The sequence below is a fragment of the Paracerasibacillus soli genome, from assembly GCF_042432965.1.
Taxonomy (GTDB): domain Bacteria; phylum Bacillota; class Bacilli; order Bacillales; family Amphibacillaceae; genus Paracerasibacillus; species Paracerasibacillus soli.
In genome coordinates, this window is the sequence record NZ_JBHLWL010000065.1 from 46705 (window position 1) to 60633 (window position 13929).

The 13929-nt window shown below is 36.5% G+C and carries 14 protein-coding genes; 6 read left to right on the plus strand and 8 right to left on the minus strand.

Features of this window, described 5'->3' with window-relative positions:
* The first annotated feature begins 121 nt into the window (after nucleotides 1–121).
* The 3 genes from ACFFIS_RS16390 to ACFFIS_RS16400 all read left to right on the plus strand — a co-directional run bounded on the left by ACFFIS_RS16390 (nucleotide 122) and on the right by ACFFIS_RS16400 (nucleotide 2494).
* A complete protein-coding gene (locus ACFFIS_RS16390) occupies nucleotides 122–1057 on the plus strand; it encodes an ABC transporter ATP-binding protein (protein ID WP_320381315.1) in 936 nt (311 codons plus the stop codon).
* A 1-nt stretch (nucleotide 1058) separates the two neighbouring features.
* Nucleotides 1059–2003 (plus strand): ABC transporter permease, encoded by a 945-nt coding sequence (locus tag ACFFIS_RS16395; protein WP_390188451.1) that lies wholly within the window; start codon nucleotides 1059–1061, stop codon nucleotides 2001–2003.
* 299 nt (nucleotides 2004–2302) lie between these two features.
* Complete coding sequence (locus ACFFIS_RS16400) at nucleotides 2303–2494, plus strand: hypothetical protein (protein ID WP_320381313.1); 192 nt, start codon at nucleotides 2303–2305, stop codon at nucleotides 2492–2494.
* Between the two features lie 25 nt (nucleotides 2495–2519).
* Here the strand turns inward: ACFFIS_RS16400 and typA are convergent, their stop codons facing one another.
* From typA to ACFFIS_RS16415, 3 genes are all read right to left on the minus strand, one after another.
* Nucleotides 2520–4343: a translational GTPase TypA gene (gene typA / locus ACFFIS_RS16405; protein ID WP_320381312.1), complete on the minus strand. Its 1824-nt coding sequence runs from the start codon at nucleotides 4341–4343 to the stop codon at nucleotides 2520–2522.
* 96 nt (nucleotides 4344–4439) lie between these two features.
* Nucleotides 4440–5768, minus strand: a complete 1329-nt coding sequence (locus ACFFIS_RS16410) for a sensor histidine kinase (RefSeq protein WP_390188401.1) — start codon at nucleotides 5766–5768, stop codon at nucleotides 4440–4442.
* Nucleotides 5769–5770: 2 nt separating this feature from the next.
* Entirely contained in the window at nucleotides 5771–6454 is a 684-nt protein-coding gene (locus ACFFIS_RS16415; RefSeq protein WP_390188402.1) for a response regulator transcription factor, read from the minus strand.
* 984 nt (nucleotides 6455–7438) lie between these two features.
* On the opposite strand from ACFFIS_RS16415, the gene ACFFIS_RS16420 reads away from it, so the two are divergent.
* A complete protein-coding gene (locus tag ACFFIS_RS16420; RefSeq protein WP_390188403.1) occupies nucleotides 7439–8848 on the plus strand; it encodes a S1C family serine protease in 1410 nt (469 codons plus the stop codon).
* A gap of 219 nt (nucleotides 8849–9067) precedes the next feature.
* On the plus strand, nucleotides 9068–9904 hold the full coding sequence (locus ACFFIS_RS16425) for a zinc ribbon domain-containing protein (protein ID WP_320381306.1): 837 nt from the start codon (nucleotides 9068–9070) through the stop codon (nucleotides 9902–9904).
* 74 nt (nucleotides 9905–9978) lie between these two features.
* On the opposite strand, the gene ACFFIS_RS16430 is transcribed toward ACFFIS_RS16425, so the two are convergent.
* Nucleotides 9979–10662 carry a TraR/DksA C4-type zinc finger protein gene (locus ACFFIS_RS16430; protein ID WP_320381304.1) on the minus strand — a complete coding sequence of 228 codons (684 nt, stop codon included), beginning with the start codon at nucleotides 10660–10662 and terminating at the stop codon, nucleotides 9979–9981.
* 93 nt (nucleotides 10663–10755) lie between these two features.
* On the minus strand, nucleotides 10756–11202 hold the full coding sequence (locus ACFFIS_RS16435) for a GNAT family N-acetyltransferase (protein ID WP_390188404.1): 447 nt from the start codon (nucleotides 11200–11202) through the stop codon (nucleotides 10756–10758).
* Nucleotides 11203–11289: 87 nt separating this feature from the next.
* On the opposite strand from ACFFIS_RS16435, the gene ACFFIS_RS16440 reads away from it, so the two are divergent.
* Nucleotides 11290–12159: an NAD(P)-dependent oxidoreductase gene (locus ACFFIS_RS16440; RefSeq protein ID WP_320381300.1), complete on the plus strand. Its 870-nt coding sequence runs from the start codon at nucleotides 11290–11292 to the stop codon at nucleotides 12157–12159.
* Between the two features lie 24 nt (nucleotides 12160–12183).
* Here the strand turns inward: ACFFIS_RS16440 and yxiS are convergent, their stop codons facing one another.
* From yxiS to cspD, 3 genes are all read right to left on the minus strand, one after another.
* Nucleotides 12184–12495 (minus strand): protein YxiS, encoded by a 312-nt coding sequence (gene yxiS, locus ACFFIS_RS16445; protein ID WP_320381299.1) that lies wholly within the window; start codon nucleotides 12493–12495, stop codon nucleotides 12184–12186.
* A gap of 1 nt (nucleotide 12496) precedes the next feature.
* Nucleotides 12497–13180, minus strand: coding sequence for a class I SAM-dependent methyltransferase (locus tag ACFFIS_RS16450; RefSeq protein ID WP_390188405.1), 684 nt, complete (start codon nucleotides 13178–13180; stop codon nucleotides 12497–12499).
* 138 nt (nucleotides 13181–13318) lie between these two features.
* The gene (gene cspD, locus ACFFIS_RS16455) at nucleotides 13319–13516 is read right to left on the minus strand and encodes a cold-shock protein CspD (protein WP_320381297.1); all 198 of its coding nucleotides are present in this window, start codon (nucleotides 13514–13516) and stop codon (nucleotides 13319–13321) included.
* Between the last annotated feature and the right edge of the window lie 413 nt (nucleotides 13517–13929).

Here is a 13929-nt window from a genome sequence, read left to right on the forward strand (position 1 = left end):
CCCGATAGAATATTTACATATAAGCATTTTTTTAAATAGTTGTCACATTTTATAGGAAATCTGAAACAAATTTTACTTGTTATCCGTATGCATAAGCTGAAAGGAAATGGAGGTTATATGTTTGAGTGAAACAGCGATGGAATTAGTGAATGTACACAAATCAATTGGTCGAAGGGAAATAATTAAAGGATTATCCTTTTCAATTCAGAAGGGGGAAGTCTTTGGCTTTATCGGACCAAATGGTGCAGGAAAAACGACAACAATACGAATGATGGTCGGACTAATTGGTATAACAAGTGGCGATGTTAAAATTCTTGGTAATAGTATCAAAACAAATTATAAACAAGCTATTCGTGAAGTTGGCGCAATCGTGGAAAATCCGGAATTATATCCATTTATGACCGGTTGGCAAAATCTCATGCATTTTGCACGAATGACTCCCGGTGTAACAAAGGAACGTGTGAATGAAGTAATCAAACTCGTTGGAATGGAAAAACCAATACACGAAAAAGTAGGTCGATATTCTCTCGGGATGCGTCAGAGACTAGGTATCGCACAAGCTTTATTACATCAGCCGTCCATATTAATACTAGACGAGCCTACTAATGGCCTTGATCCCGCGGGAATTAGGGAAATTCGACAATACATACGAAAGATTGCTATTGAAGAGAATGTTGCAGTTATCATCTCTAGTCATTTATTATCTGAAATAGAGCAGATGTGTGACCGAATAGGTATTATCAAACATGGGGAACTTATTGCATTACAAACAGTCCATGAAACGCCAACAGATGATAAGCAAAAAACGAAACAGAGACAAGTTATGATTGAGGCTACCCCAATCGACAAAGTAATAGAACTATTAGAGAAAAAGCATAACCTAAAATCTAAACAACTAGAAGAATTCATCTCCTTTCAGTGCGAGAAGGAAAATATACCTCAGATTATAGGAACGCTCGCGGAACAAAAGGAAATTTCGGTTTATCAAGTAACCATTCCAAAAGAAACGTTAGAGGATAAATTCTTTGATTTGATTGGAGAGAGTGAAATTGGGTGAAATGTTAAAATTAATTTATAATGAGCAAATGAAAATGTATATTCGAAAGTCAACTTGGATCATGTATATATTATTAGCCGTTATCATCGTCGGCTTTGCCTTTTTAATGCAGACAGCTGACGAGACCGTGAAATATACAGAGGAGAATTGGCAAGCAGAACTCCAGAAGGAAAACGAACAATTACTTGCAGAAAATGCAAAAGAAACAGAGGAGTTTTTAATTGAATATAATATGGAGATAATGGCAGAGAACAACTATTATTTAGAACATGATATAAAACCACCAAATGAAGACACATGGTATTTTTTAAGGGAAAGTGCAGGATTATTATCACTTGTAAGTTTATTTACCATCATCATCGGCTCTAGTATTGTCGCTAACGAATTTAGGTGGGGAACCATCAAATTATTACTCATTCGCCCAATATCTCGCTCAAAGAATTTATTGTCTAAATATATTTCTGTATTATTATTTGCACTAACTGCTACCATTTTTACATTTATTATCTCACTTCTGATTGGAAGTATATTGTTTGGCTTTGACAGCATCAATCCAATTGCGGCTGTTGAAAGAGATGGACAATTAATAGGAGTTTCCATTGCCAATGAAGCAATAAGTGATTACGCATATAATTTAGTGAATCTAGTCATGATGACAACATTTGCCTTTATGATTTCCGTTCTATTTCGTAATAGTACACTTGCAATCGGGTTGGCAATTTTTCTAATGATGGCCGGAAATACCATTGTGGCGTTTTTTGCAGAACGTAGTTGGGCAAAGTATATTTTGTTTGCCAACACAGATTTAAAATCTGTTGCAAATGGAACAATGTGGCTGGAAGGCATGACGTTACCATTATCATTAACAATACTAGCGATTTATTATACTGCATTCATGGCATTGTCGTGGATTGTATTTACAAAACGTGATGTTGCGGGACAATAAGGGAGTCTATTTCCCTTTTTCTTCCCTTTGTAAATTTTTTAAAAAATGGGCTTGGCTTTTCGTTTATACGAAGCACTATTTGTGGTATATAATAAAGAGAGTGTTCAAACTTTATGCATGATCGTCGTAATTGATTATACAAACGCCAAGTCTACAATTACTTTTTCCATATACTCACTAAATCCCAGTCTATATGGAATCACTACTGTTTAAATGGATTATCTATTCATTGCGTTGACCAATACCTTACAATTGAACACGCGATTTTAGTTTTATAATACGAACCTGGAGTGTTCAGTATGAAGCGCTATCTAACATCACTATTTATCTTATTTACAGCGATTATAATCGTCGTTGGACTCCGTTTAACTGTTCCCTGGAGCGGTATCGTTACATGGGGATTAGCGGCTATTACTTTATTGCTTGCAGCATACTATACAAAATATATTCCAAATGAATCAAAGCAAAAATCTACAAGTAAAAGGGAATGAGCATATGCTCATTCCCTTTTGTGATTTATTTATTACGTTTTGCCGCTTTTTCACGTTCATTTTTATTTAAGATTTTTTTACGTAAGCGAATAGATGTTGGTGTAACTTCACAGTACTCATCATCACTCAAGTATTCAATGGATTCTTCTAATGACATTTTTCTTGATTTACGAATTGTAACCGTTGAATCTTTCGTTGATGTACGCATGTTTGTTAAATGCTTTTCTTTTGTAATGTTTACTGTTAAGTCATTTTCTCGATTATGCTCGCCAACAATCATTCCTGCATACACTTGCGTACCTGGTTCTACGAAAATAACACCACGGTCTTCAAGTTGTGTAATACCATACGCAGAAGCTCTTCCATTTTCTAGGGCAACTAGCACACCTTGACGTCGTCCACCGATATTTCCTTTTACCATCGGTTCGTATGCCTCAAATGTATGATTCAAAATACCATAACCATGTGTTTGAGTCATAAACTCTGTTGGATAACCGATTAATCCACGGGATGGCACTTTAAATTCAAGACGAACTTGTCCATTTCCATAGTTAATCATATCAAGCATTTCACCTTTACGTATTCCAAGTGCTTCCATAACCGCACCTGTATGTTCTTCTGGAACATCAATTTGAACACGTTCTACAGGTTCACATAGTACACCATCAATTTCCTTTGTAATAACTTTAGGTTTTGATAGCTGTAATTCAAATCCTTCACGGCGCATATTTTCAACTAAAATAGATAAATGTAATTCACCGCGTCCTGAAACAACCCAAGCATCTGGAGATTCTGTAGGAGTAACCCGCAAACTAACATCTGTTTCAAGTTGTTTTGTTAAGCGCTCCTCAATTTTCCTAGCCGTAATCCATTTTCCTTCAGTACCAGCAAATGGACTGTTATTAACAACAAACGTCATTTGCAATGTTGGTTCATCAATCCGTAAAATTGGCAATGCTTCTAAATGATTTTGCGGACAAATTGTTTCTCCAACGTTAATATCTTCCATACCTGATACTGCAACAATATCACCAGATTTTGCTTCTTCAATTTCAATGCGTTTTAAACCACTAAATCCAAAGAGCTTGGTAACACGAAACGATTTTGTTGTTCCATCTTGTTTCATTACCGTTACTTGTTGTCCAACATGGATTTTCCCTCTAAATACACGGCCAATCCCGATTCTTCCAACATAATCATTATAGTCTAATAATGCAACTTGGAATTGTAATGGTTCCTCACCAGTGTCTTTTGGTGCTGGAATATGCTCTAAAATTGTCTTGAATATCGGATCCATTGTTTCCTCAATTGTATCCGGTTCATAGCCAGACATACCATTTAACGCCGAAGCATACACGACAGGGAATTCTAACTGTTCATCATCTGCACCTAATTCAATGAATAAATCAAGTACCTCATCTACTACTTCATCAGGCTTAGTGTTCGGGCGATCAATTTTATTTAAAACTACAATCGGCGTTAACTTTTGTTCTAATGCTTTCTTCAATACAAAACGTGTCTGCGGCATTGTACCTTCATACGCATCAACAACGAGAATAACACCGTCCACCATTTTCATAATGCGTTCTACTTCTCCACCAAAGTCTGCGTGACCCGGTGTATCTAAAATATTTATCGTTGTATCTTTGTATTGAACAGCCGTATTTTTAGCTAATATCGTAATACCACGTTCACGTTCAATATCACCTGAATCCATTGCACGCTCATCAACTTGCTCATTTTCGCGGAATGTTCCAGAATACTTTAATAGCTGGTCAACTAACGTCGTTTTTCCATGGTCAACGTGGGCAATGATTGCAATATTTCTTAAATCTTCTCTAACTGACATATTATTTGTCGCTCCTCTTTCATACAACCGAATTAAAACTTTTATATTATATCACATTCAAGTAACCATTCATAGTACTACATCACATTATTCTTTTCAAATTTGAAAAACAATCGTAAACATCGCGCCACCTAAAGGTGACCTTCCAACGGTAATTTTACCATTAGATTGTTCAACAATTGCTCTTGCAATTGCTAAACCAAGTCCAGTTTCTCCATTCTTACCTTTCACAAATCGGTGAAAAATATGTGGCATTAATTCATCTTCAATCCCCTCGCCATCATCTTCCACAGTCAAATATAGCTCACTATTATGTTTCCATGCTTTTAAGACAACTGTTGTATTCGCGTGCCGAATTGCATTAAATGTTAAATTTAATAAAGCACGTAACAACTTTTCCTCATCTACCACCAACATAAGTGGTTCACTTTCATAATGAAATGCAATTTGTTTTTCTGTTACTATTGGAAGTACTCTTTCTTTAATTTGTTGCAATAAATAGGTAATGTCTACATTACTTTTTCGATATATTTGTTTCTCACTCTCTAATTTGGCTAATAAAATCATTTCGTTAATAATCTTTTTTAAACGATTCACTTCATGAACCATTACTTCTAGGCCTTTTTCTTCTTCAGCTTCATCAAAGACATGCTCCTTAATCCCCTCTGCGTAGCCTTGTATCGTCATCAATGGTGTTTTTAGTTCATGACTTGCATTTTGAAAAAAAGTTTGCTGCGAATTAATATATCGTTGTAATTCATTTGCCATATCATATACACTTTGGGCTACTTCTTTTATTTCTCCTGTTGCTTGAATAGGTTGAATATCTTTAAATTTTCGTTGCTCAATGTTCTTCAGTTGATGTTTCAACCTCGTTAAAGGTGTCACAAGTTTATTTGTTAAAAAATAGCTAAGTAATACCGTAATGACAATGCCTATAAAAAACACAAGTAATAAACGCATAAAAAATGTATGTTGCACTGCTTGTAAATCTTTTAAAGGGGTAAGTAAAATTAACTCTAGGCCAATATCTTCTGGATAAAATAAAATTCGTGATGTTACAAATTTATCATTCCCATACTCCCATAATTCTTTAGAGCGGTTTGAAAATTTGTTTTGCTGATATAATCCATGAACAACTTGATTAGACATGGTAGAATATAAAACTGAGTTTGTCTTACCTTCGTAAAGGATTAATTGCAATTCTTGTTCTTTTAGAAACTGATTGAATCCTTGCGCCTCCACATGTGATTCATATTGCTCATTTAATACATTGACGAGAATTTCTCCCTTTTGCTCAAGCTGTCGCTGTTCATTTTGAATGAGCAGGTTTAAAATCAAAGAGTAAATCACATAGCCTGTCACTGTCATAATGACAATAAGTAATGTTGAAAATGCTACTGTTAATTGTGATCGAAGTCTCATGGTTATTCCTCATTACGCAAACGATACCCGTATCCCCAAACGGTTTCTAACGGGAGGTCTGCTATTTTTTTACGTATCCGTTTCACAAGGTCATCCACAGCTCTGTCACTACCAAAATAGTCTGTCCCCCAAACTTTCATAAGTAACTCTTCCCGTGAAAAGGCTCGATTCACATTTTCCGCTAAAATAAGGAGCATATCAAATTCCTTTGTCGTTACATCTTGTTCTTCTGCTTGCCAAAAAAGACGTCTCTCTTTGGTATTTAAAACTAGGCTACCTGTTTTTACAATGTGGTTATACGAAATTTTACTCGCTTTATTTTTGGTTGTTCGTTTAAATAATCGTTTAACACGTGCGACTAATTCTCTCGGACTAAATGGTTTTGTTAAGTAATCATCTCCGCCTAATTCAAGACCAAGTATTTTATCTATTTCCTCGTCTTTTGCAGAAATAATAATAATTGGTACTTCACTTTGATTACGGATCTTTTTGCAAAACTCATATCCGTCCATGCCTGGTAACATGATATCTAATATCCACATGTCTGGTGGATTGGTTTTCCATAATGCCAAGCCTTCCTCGGCTGAGCCTAATATTGAAACTTGATATCCTTCTTTTTTTAAAAAGGCAGAAACTATATTTTGTATATTTGGGTCATCTTCCACAATCGCAATATGATTATCCATTTACCACACCCCGTTCCTTTATCATAGGCTGCTTTTATAAAAGGTTATGAAGTTCACATAATAAAACCAAACTGTCTCGTAACGTGCTAGGTTGTTTTCCGCTACGGACCGTTGCTTTCCGCGGGCAACGCTTCAACTTCCTCGGAAGCAAAAGGACGCTTCCTGTGGGATTTTCAGCTGTTGCTTTTCCCGCAGGAGTCAACGGTCCTCCGCTCCAAACAACCGCCGTGATTATGCTAGTCAATCTTTGTAAGTCTTTTAAGAAACATACTTCAAAGGGAAAATACTTGTGCACAATTGATTTTCATGCATTGGTAGGGAATTTACCCTTTATTAAATAATGTCACTTAGCGTAGGCAGAATACGTAGACTCCTCAAAAATGCGATAAAAACTGCATTTTATCGTGCGATGCTTCGCTGTCGTAGTGTCCTGCGGTAACAGCACGAGATGAACGCAGGGCTATGTTCACCACGTCCTGTGGTAACGCCTGCGCTAGCACGTCCTGTGCGTCGGAAACCCCACAGGAAGCAATTTAAGGTGGGCCGACTAAATACGGCCTTTGCGGCCAACGTCGGCATACCCCAGTGTTGGGGCAAGGCGTTGCCCGCGGAAAGCAACGGTCCGCAGCGGAAAACACCGCTGTATCAGAAAAATAGCAGGTATAAAACGACTCTATATAAAACACTGGTGTAGTGTTTTTCCGTAGCGATGTTAGCGAGCTAATTAAGTTTAAAGACAAGTTTTCACTACTGAACAGTTTAGGTCAACTATGTATGAATGATTAGATAGTGTCTGGTGTTTCAAAAAGTATTTGTATAATACTGGTCACTTGAATTCTACTTCTTCTAAATATATCATGACATATAGAATGGGTTAGAAACAATAAGTTATATTTTTTACACATTTATTCCACAATTATACCAAAGGTGCTCCAAACACAATAGTTATAATGATAATATCATAGCATGTTAGGAGGATAACACATGAACGAAGATAACAAACAACATCCACAGTTTAATCAACAAGATAGTTTAGAAAAAGATCATATAGAAAAAGAGCATATTGAGAATGAGCAAATAGAACAAAAAGAAAAGCAAAATGTACAAGAGACGATAGACCAAACTGTCACTTCTTCGGGGAGTTCTTTTACTGAGGAAACACAGGATACGCCTTATCAAACACAGCAAGAAGATAAAGCTGAGTCAATTCAGCAGAAACAGCACTCTAATAAGAAACGATCTGGCAATGTAAAAAGTGCACTTTTTGGTGGCATAATTGGCGGAGCAATGGCCGCCGTCATTATTGTCGTTCTTCTCCTATTTAATTTGATTCCAATACAAGTAAAGCAAGACACACCAACTTCACAGCAACAGGATGGCCAGCATGCCGTTACGACGATTGCCACTGATGAGGAAGATAACGACATATCTGAAAATGGATTGACCCATGCTTCTTCCGCTGTTGTTGGCGTAATTAACTTACAACAAAGAAGTATTTGGGAAGCAAGTGAAGAGGCAGGTACAGGTTCCGGAATTATTTATAAAAAGGAAAATGGAAAAGCATATATTGTAACAAATGCACACGTTGTAGAAGATGCACAAGAAGTTGAAGTCGTATTGAATAATGACGAACGCATACAAGCGAAAGTATTAGGCTCCGATAGTTTATCGGATTTAGCAGTCCTACAAGTCGATAGTAAGAAAATAAATGCTGTAGCTAAATTAGGTTCATCCGATCAATTAAATGTTGGAGAAACGGTTTACGCAATAGGGAATCCACTTGGAATGGAATTTGCTAACTCCCTTACAAAAGGAATTGTTAGTGGTTTAAATCGTTCTATTAGCGTTGACACTACCGGTGATGGGCAACCCGATTGGATTACTGAAGTAATTCAAACTGATGCGGCAATTAACCCAGGAAATAGTGGTGGTGCTCTCGTAAATAAAAATGGAAATGTTATCGGTATTAATTCTATGAAAATCGCCCGTAGTGAAGTAGAGGGAATTGGTTTTGCAATTCCAATTGATGCTGCAATGCCACTTATGGAACAATTGGAAACAAATGGTGAAGTGGAACGTCCATTTATCGGGATTGCCTCTGCTCCGCTAAGTCAGGTACCAACACAATATCGTCAACAAATCTCGTTGCCTGATGAAGTAAAAGGCGGAATGGTGATTGCAAGTGTTGAACCAGGATCTCCCGCTGAACAAGCTGGGTTAAAGCAATATGATGTCATTACAAAAATTAACGGAAATGACATTACCTCGATACTCGAGCTTAGGAAGTTTTTATACACGGAAGCATCCATCAATGACACATTGCACATTGAAATATATAGGAATGGCAAGCAACATACAATCGACCTAAAATTAACAAAGAAAAAAGCTGATTAATAAATTTAATCGCCCCAAATTTACGGGGCGATTTTTTTGTCTTGCTTCTTTTTTCAAATTACCCTACATATACTCCTATAGAGCTTGTATTTCAATACTACAACATTATAGGACTATTTACCCCTTTTGGATTATTCGATAAAAAATAGAGGATTTATAAAATTTTTGTCGAATTAAACATAATGAATACATTCAAATAACGAAGGAGGGATTCCTAACATGATTTGTTCAAATTGTGGAAAGGAAACAGCACAAAGAAAATTTTGTACCCATTGTGGTGCCAACATTATGGTAGATGAACCAGCTGCAACTGCTGAACCATCAAGAGAGCCAACATTACAAGTCAATACAGGAAATAGCGAACCTGAACAAATACAGCAAGTGCAGCAAGATATACAATCTACTCCTACAAATAGTCAAGCGCAGCAAAATGAAGCAGTTGAAAAGTTAAAAGCAACGACGAAAGACTTCGGCCATTTTTTCCTTAAGTACTTAAAAAGCCCAAACAGTGCTAGACATGCTACTGCGGCGGAATTTATACCGGCAATTATTTTAATGGTAATCTTTTCGTTAATTACAGCCCTATTAACGTATTTTAATGTAAAAGATACGTTTGCTATTTCGTCCTTTTTAGGAACTGATTCTAATCCATTTGTCGGAGGCTTCTTAAAACCGCTATGCTTGCTGTTACTTTTCCTTGCATTAATGGTAGCAGTTATCTTTGGCGCGATTAAGCTAACAGGTAATACAGCAAACTTTAAGGAAGTATTTGCAAAGTATACAGCGTATTCTATTTCCTTTTTGCTCTTAACTATTATCGGTCAGCTTGCTATTGTATTAGAAGTATTCTCTGCTGCAGCATTAATAACAATTGGAATTTCGGGCCTATCATACTTCATCCCGACATTTATATTGTTTGAAAAGGAAGCAAAAGGAATCGACAGGGTTTACATTTTATTAGGTATTTATATCATTGGTACAATAGCTTCTGGATACATGCTTAGCACGATTATTATGTCGCCTGCAGAAGGCTTTTTAGATAATATTTTCGGATAAAAAATGAAGCTAGGACATAAAGGTCTGACCCCCAAATATGATGGGGACAGACCTTTTTGTTTATCCTAGCTTCGTTATTTCATATCATCATCTTTATATTCATTTTCGTATTTATTATGATTTGGCATAACACCAGTATATTTCCCATGCTGGTCTGCCGCCAAATAACTTTCAATATTTTCTACGCTACCAATTTCTTCATCACTATTCGCAAATGTACCATTGTAATGCTCTTCATCGCCAAAAAAATCAGACGGTGAATCACTTGAACCATAACGACTTACTTCCTGCCAAGCATCTTCGGCGTCATAGCCAACTTGTGTTTCTGCGGTTACTTCATCTGGATTAATATTTGGGCTGAATACTTGCTCCTCAATTGGCCGATTGTGCTCAAACGTATCGTTATTTGCATGGTCAATACAACGATCAGTAGTCGGAACAGCTTGGAGGCGTTCAAACGGAATATCTTTTCCACATACTGAGCAAAACCCGTATGTTCCTTCATCTAGTGCATGAAGCGCTTCATTTATTTCCTGAAGTTCCTTTTCAGCGTGTTCATTTAAAGCGAGATCTTTTCCACGTTCGTAAAGTTCTGTTCCGTGGTCACCTGGATGGTTATCATAATTAGATAACTCACTCATTGATTCCTTAATCATTTCAAACTTCAGACCAAAATGATCTTGGACCTGCTTTATTAATTCCGCTTGCCTCTGTAATAAGCCTTGTTTCAATTCGTAAGCTTGTTGTCCTGTAACCATACATATAGCCTCCTTTTTTCAGAACCATACTTGCTTTTTCCTTCTGAATAGGTTTGCTACTAATAATATGTGTAAACGGCTGAACTTGATTCCTTACAATTGCTCCCAAATCATGTCAACATGCGGAATACCGTCTTCTACGTATTCTTTTGAGATTCTTGTAAATCCTAATGAAGAATAAAACTTTTCAAGATAAAGTTGTGCTTGTAGTCTAATTTTCGTTTCCCCCATATCTTCTATGATATAACCCATTGCTTTTTGCATCAATTCTCTGGCATAACCACTATTCCGAAATGATTTCGTAACGAGAACTCGACCTATTGAGACCTCAGGATATCTTACTCCCTTTGGCACAATCCGTGCATTTGCAGCAACTTCCCCGTTAATTGTTAAATAAATATGTATGGATTGTTCATCAAATCCATCTATTTCTGGATAAGGACAATGTTGTTCCACAACAAATACGTCCACCCTTGCTTTTAATAAATCATACAATTGCTTATTGGATAAATCCGCAAATTGTTTTACATGCCATTCCACTATAAACATCTCCTCTTCACTTGCATACATATGTCATACATTTTACCGAATATATTGTATAATGGACAAGAATAAGGAGGCGATGGAATGAAAACAATTGGTTTTATTGGAACAGGCGTAATGGGGAAAAGCATGGCTGCAAATATAATGAATGCGGGATATAACGTACATATTTATACGCGAACAAAACAAAAAGCAAGTCCCCTTCTTACAGCCGGTGCAACGTGGATGCCAACAATAAAAGAATTATCTCAAACATCAGATATCATCATTACGATGGTTGGATATCCAGTAGATGTTGAAAATGTATATTTTGGAGAAGATGGCATTATTGCAAACGCAAGGAAAGGGACCTTCCTCATAGATATGACAACATCTAAGCCTTCACTCGCAATAGAGATTTATGAAAAAGCTAAATATCAGCAACTATTTGCACTTGACGCTCCAGTTTCTGGCGGAGATATTGGTGCGAGAAACGGTTCACTTGCCATTATGGTTGGTGGAGAGAAAGAACACTTTCAACAGGTCCTCCCAATTTTACAAACAATGGGGACAAATATTAAATTACAAGGCGATCCAGGTGCCGGTCAACATACAAAACTGAGTAATCAAATTACAATTGCGTCTAATATGATTGGAGTTTGTGAATCGATGATGTATGCAAAAAAAGCTGGCTTAAATCCATTAGGCGTGCTAGACAGCATTACTACTGGCGCGGCTGGTAGTTGGTCCTTATCCAATTTGGCACCACGCATGATTCAGGAGGATTATGAGCCAGGTTTCTATATCAAACATTTTATAAAAGATATGCAAATTGCTTTAGAATCCGCAAAAGAAATCGGCTTGGAAACTCCAGGTCTCACTCTTTCATTGCAACTTTATGAGGAACTTGCTGAAAAGGGCGAGGCTGATAGCGGAACACAGGCACTTATAAAATGGTTTATGAACAAACAATAATAATGTACGTAAGTAAATATATCTTTACCTATTTAGCTTTCTTTTTCTTATCTTTTCCGCTTCTTCCTGTACTGTGAAAGCTAAATCATCGTTACCAAAGATTTGTAGCAACTGTAATACGGCATCCAATGATACTTGCTCATTTATCTGATTTTCTCCAATCGTATCCAACACTTCTTCTAGTAAAGAATTATGTGGCTGTGTTGGATATGCCTTTTTATATAATGCAGTCGCATCTATCTCGTTATGCATACACCATTGCACAAAGCATGCAATCATCATATACTCATCTTGTTTGTAATTGGCAATCACTTTTTCATCTATTTCTTTATTCATTCTACTCATCCTTTCTAAAACAAAATACCCACATGAAGGACAAAGCCTGTTTTAATGGTAAGGACAACTGCTCGATATCGGCCTCTATTATTCCTTTTTTATATACACCAAAGCCATCTACATATGTAAAGCTATTTTCCTTTGCTAATTGCATAAACTCCCATGGCATTATCGTATGACATATCGTTTTTTCCCCATACAGACGGGGATAACTATTTACCCGCGGGCCAGCTGTAGGCCCAAGAATACCTACAAAGAACAAGCCATTACTTTTTAGAACGCGCCATACTTCCTGTAGAGCTAATAATGGGGATTCTGTCCATTCCATGACATTTATTGCGAGTACACTGTCATAGGTCATCTCTGATTCTTCCATATCTAAAATATTCCCTTGTTTAAAAAGAACTGTATTGTCTGTTGCCTTTTGTTTGGCGAAGGAAATCATTTCGCTTGAAATATCCATTCCTATCGTGCGATAGCCTACTTCGTGTAACCGATACGTACCATAACCATCCCCACATCCTATATCCAATAGACAAGCATCCTTTTCAAGGTAACGTTGTATAAAAGGTATGATATCCTTTCTACTTCCCTTATCCCACATTGTTGCGCTTCGCTTAGTCCATGATGCTGCCCGTTTATTCCATTGCATTTCTGCAGCTTCTTCCCACTTAAAACTAGACATCGCAATCCCCCCTATACGATGTATATTACACGAAGTTGTTCGTGAAAACACCTCTCATTACCATTAATATAAAAACAAATATAAAAAAAGACCTAGCTCTATAGAATAGAGTAGGCCTTTTTCATATACATCGGTTAATTATAGTTTAGTTACGTTAGCCGCTTGTGGGCCACGGTTACCTTCAACGATTTCAAATTCAACATCTTGACCTTCTTCAAGAGTTTTGAAACCATCACCTTGTATAGCAGAGAAATGTACGAATACATCGTCTCCGTCTTCGCGCTCAATAAAACCGAATCCTTTTTCGGCATTAAACCATTTTACTTTTCCAGTCATTTGAACAACCTCCTTATCCAAATAGTGTGCAAAGTAATTGAATCATGAATACTTTTACACCACTTCGATAAAGAGTTCGTAAAAAATTATTCAACCTTCAATTTCCTTTTGCTCTTTTAACTTTAACCTTTTATGGCTAAAAATGCAAGTAGATAACAAAAATAAAAAGAATTATTTTTTATACTTGTCATTTTCCATTACATATTATAAGTCCTTTTATATGAAATTATACATATAAATTCAAAAAAAATAGTGAATCTGAATCTTGTTCAATCATATGTATGAAAGGGGTTTCAAGTATAACATGTATTTTATCTTTCACTTTATTCTTACATTTTTCTAGAAATTAGGCCCGTAAATAATTACCAACAATTTCCACAAAACTTTTTTGGAATAAGGATAGCTAATCTCTA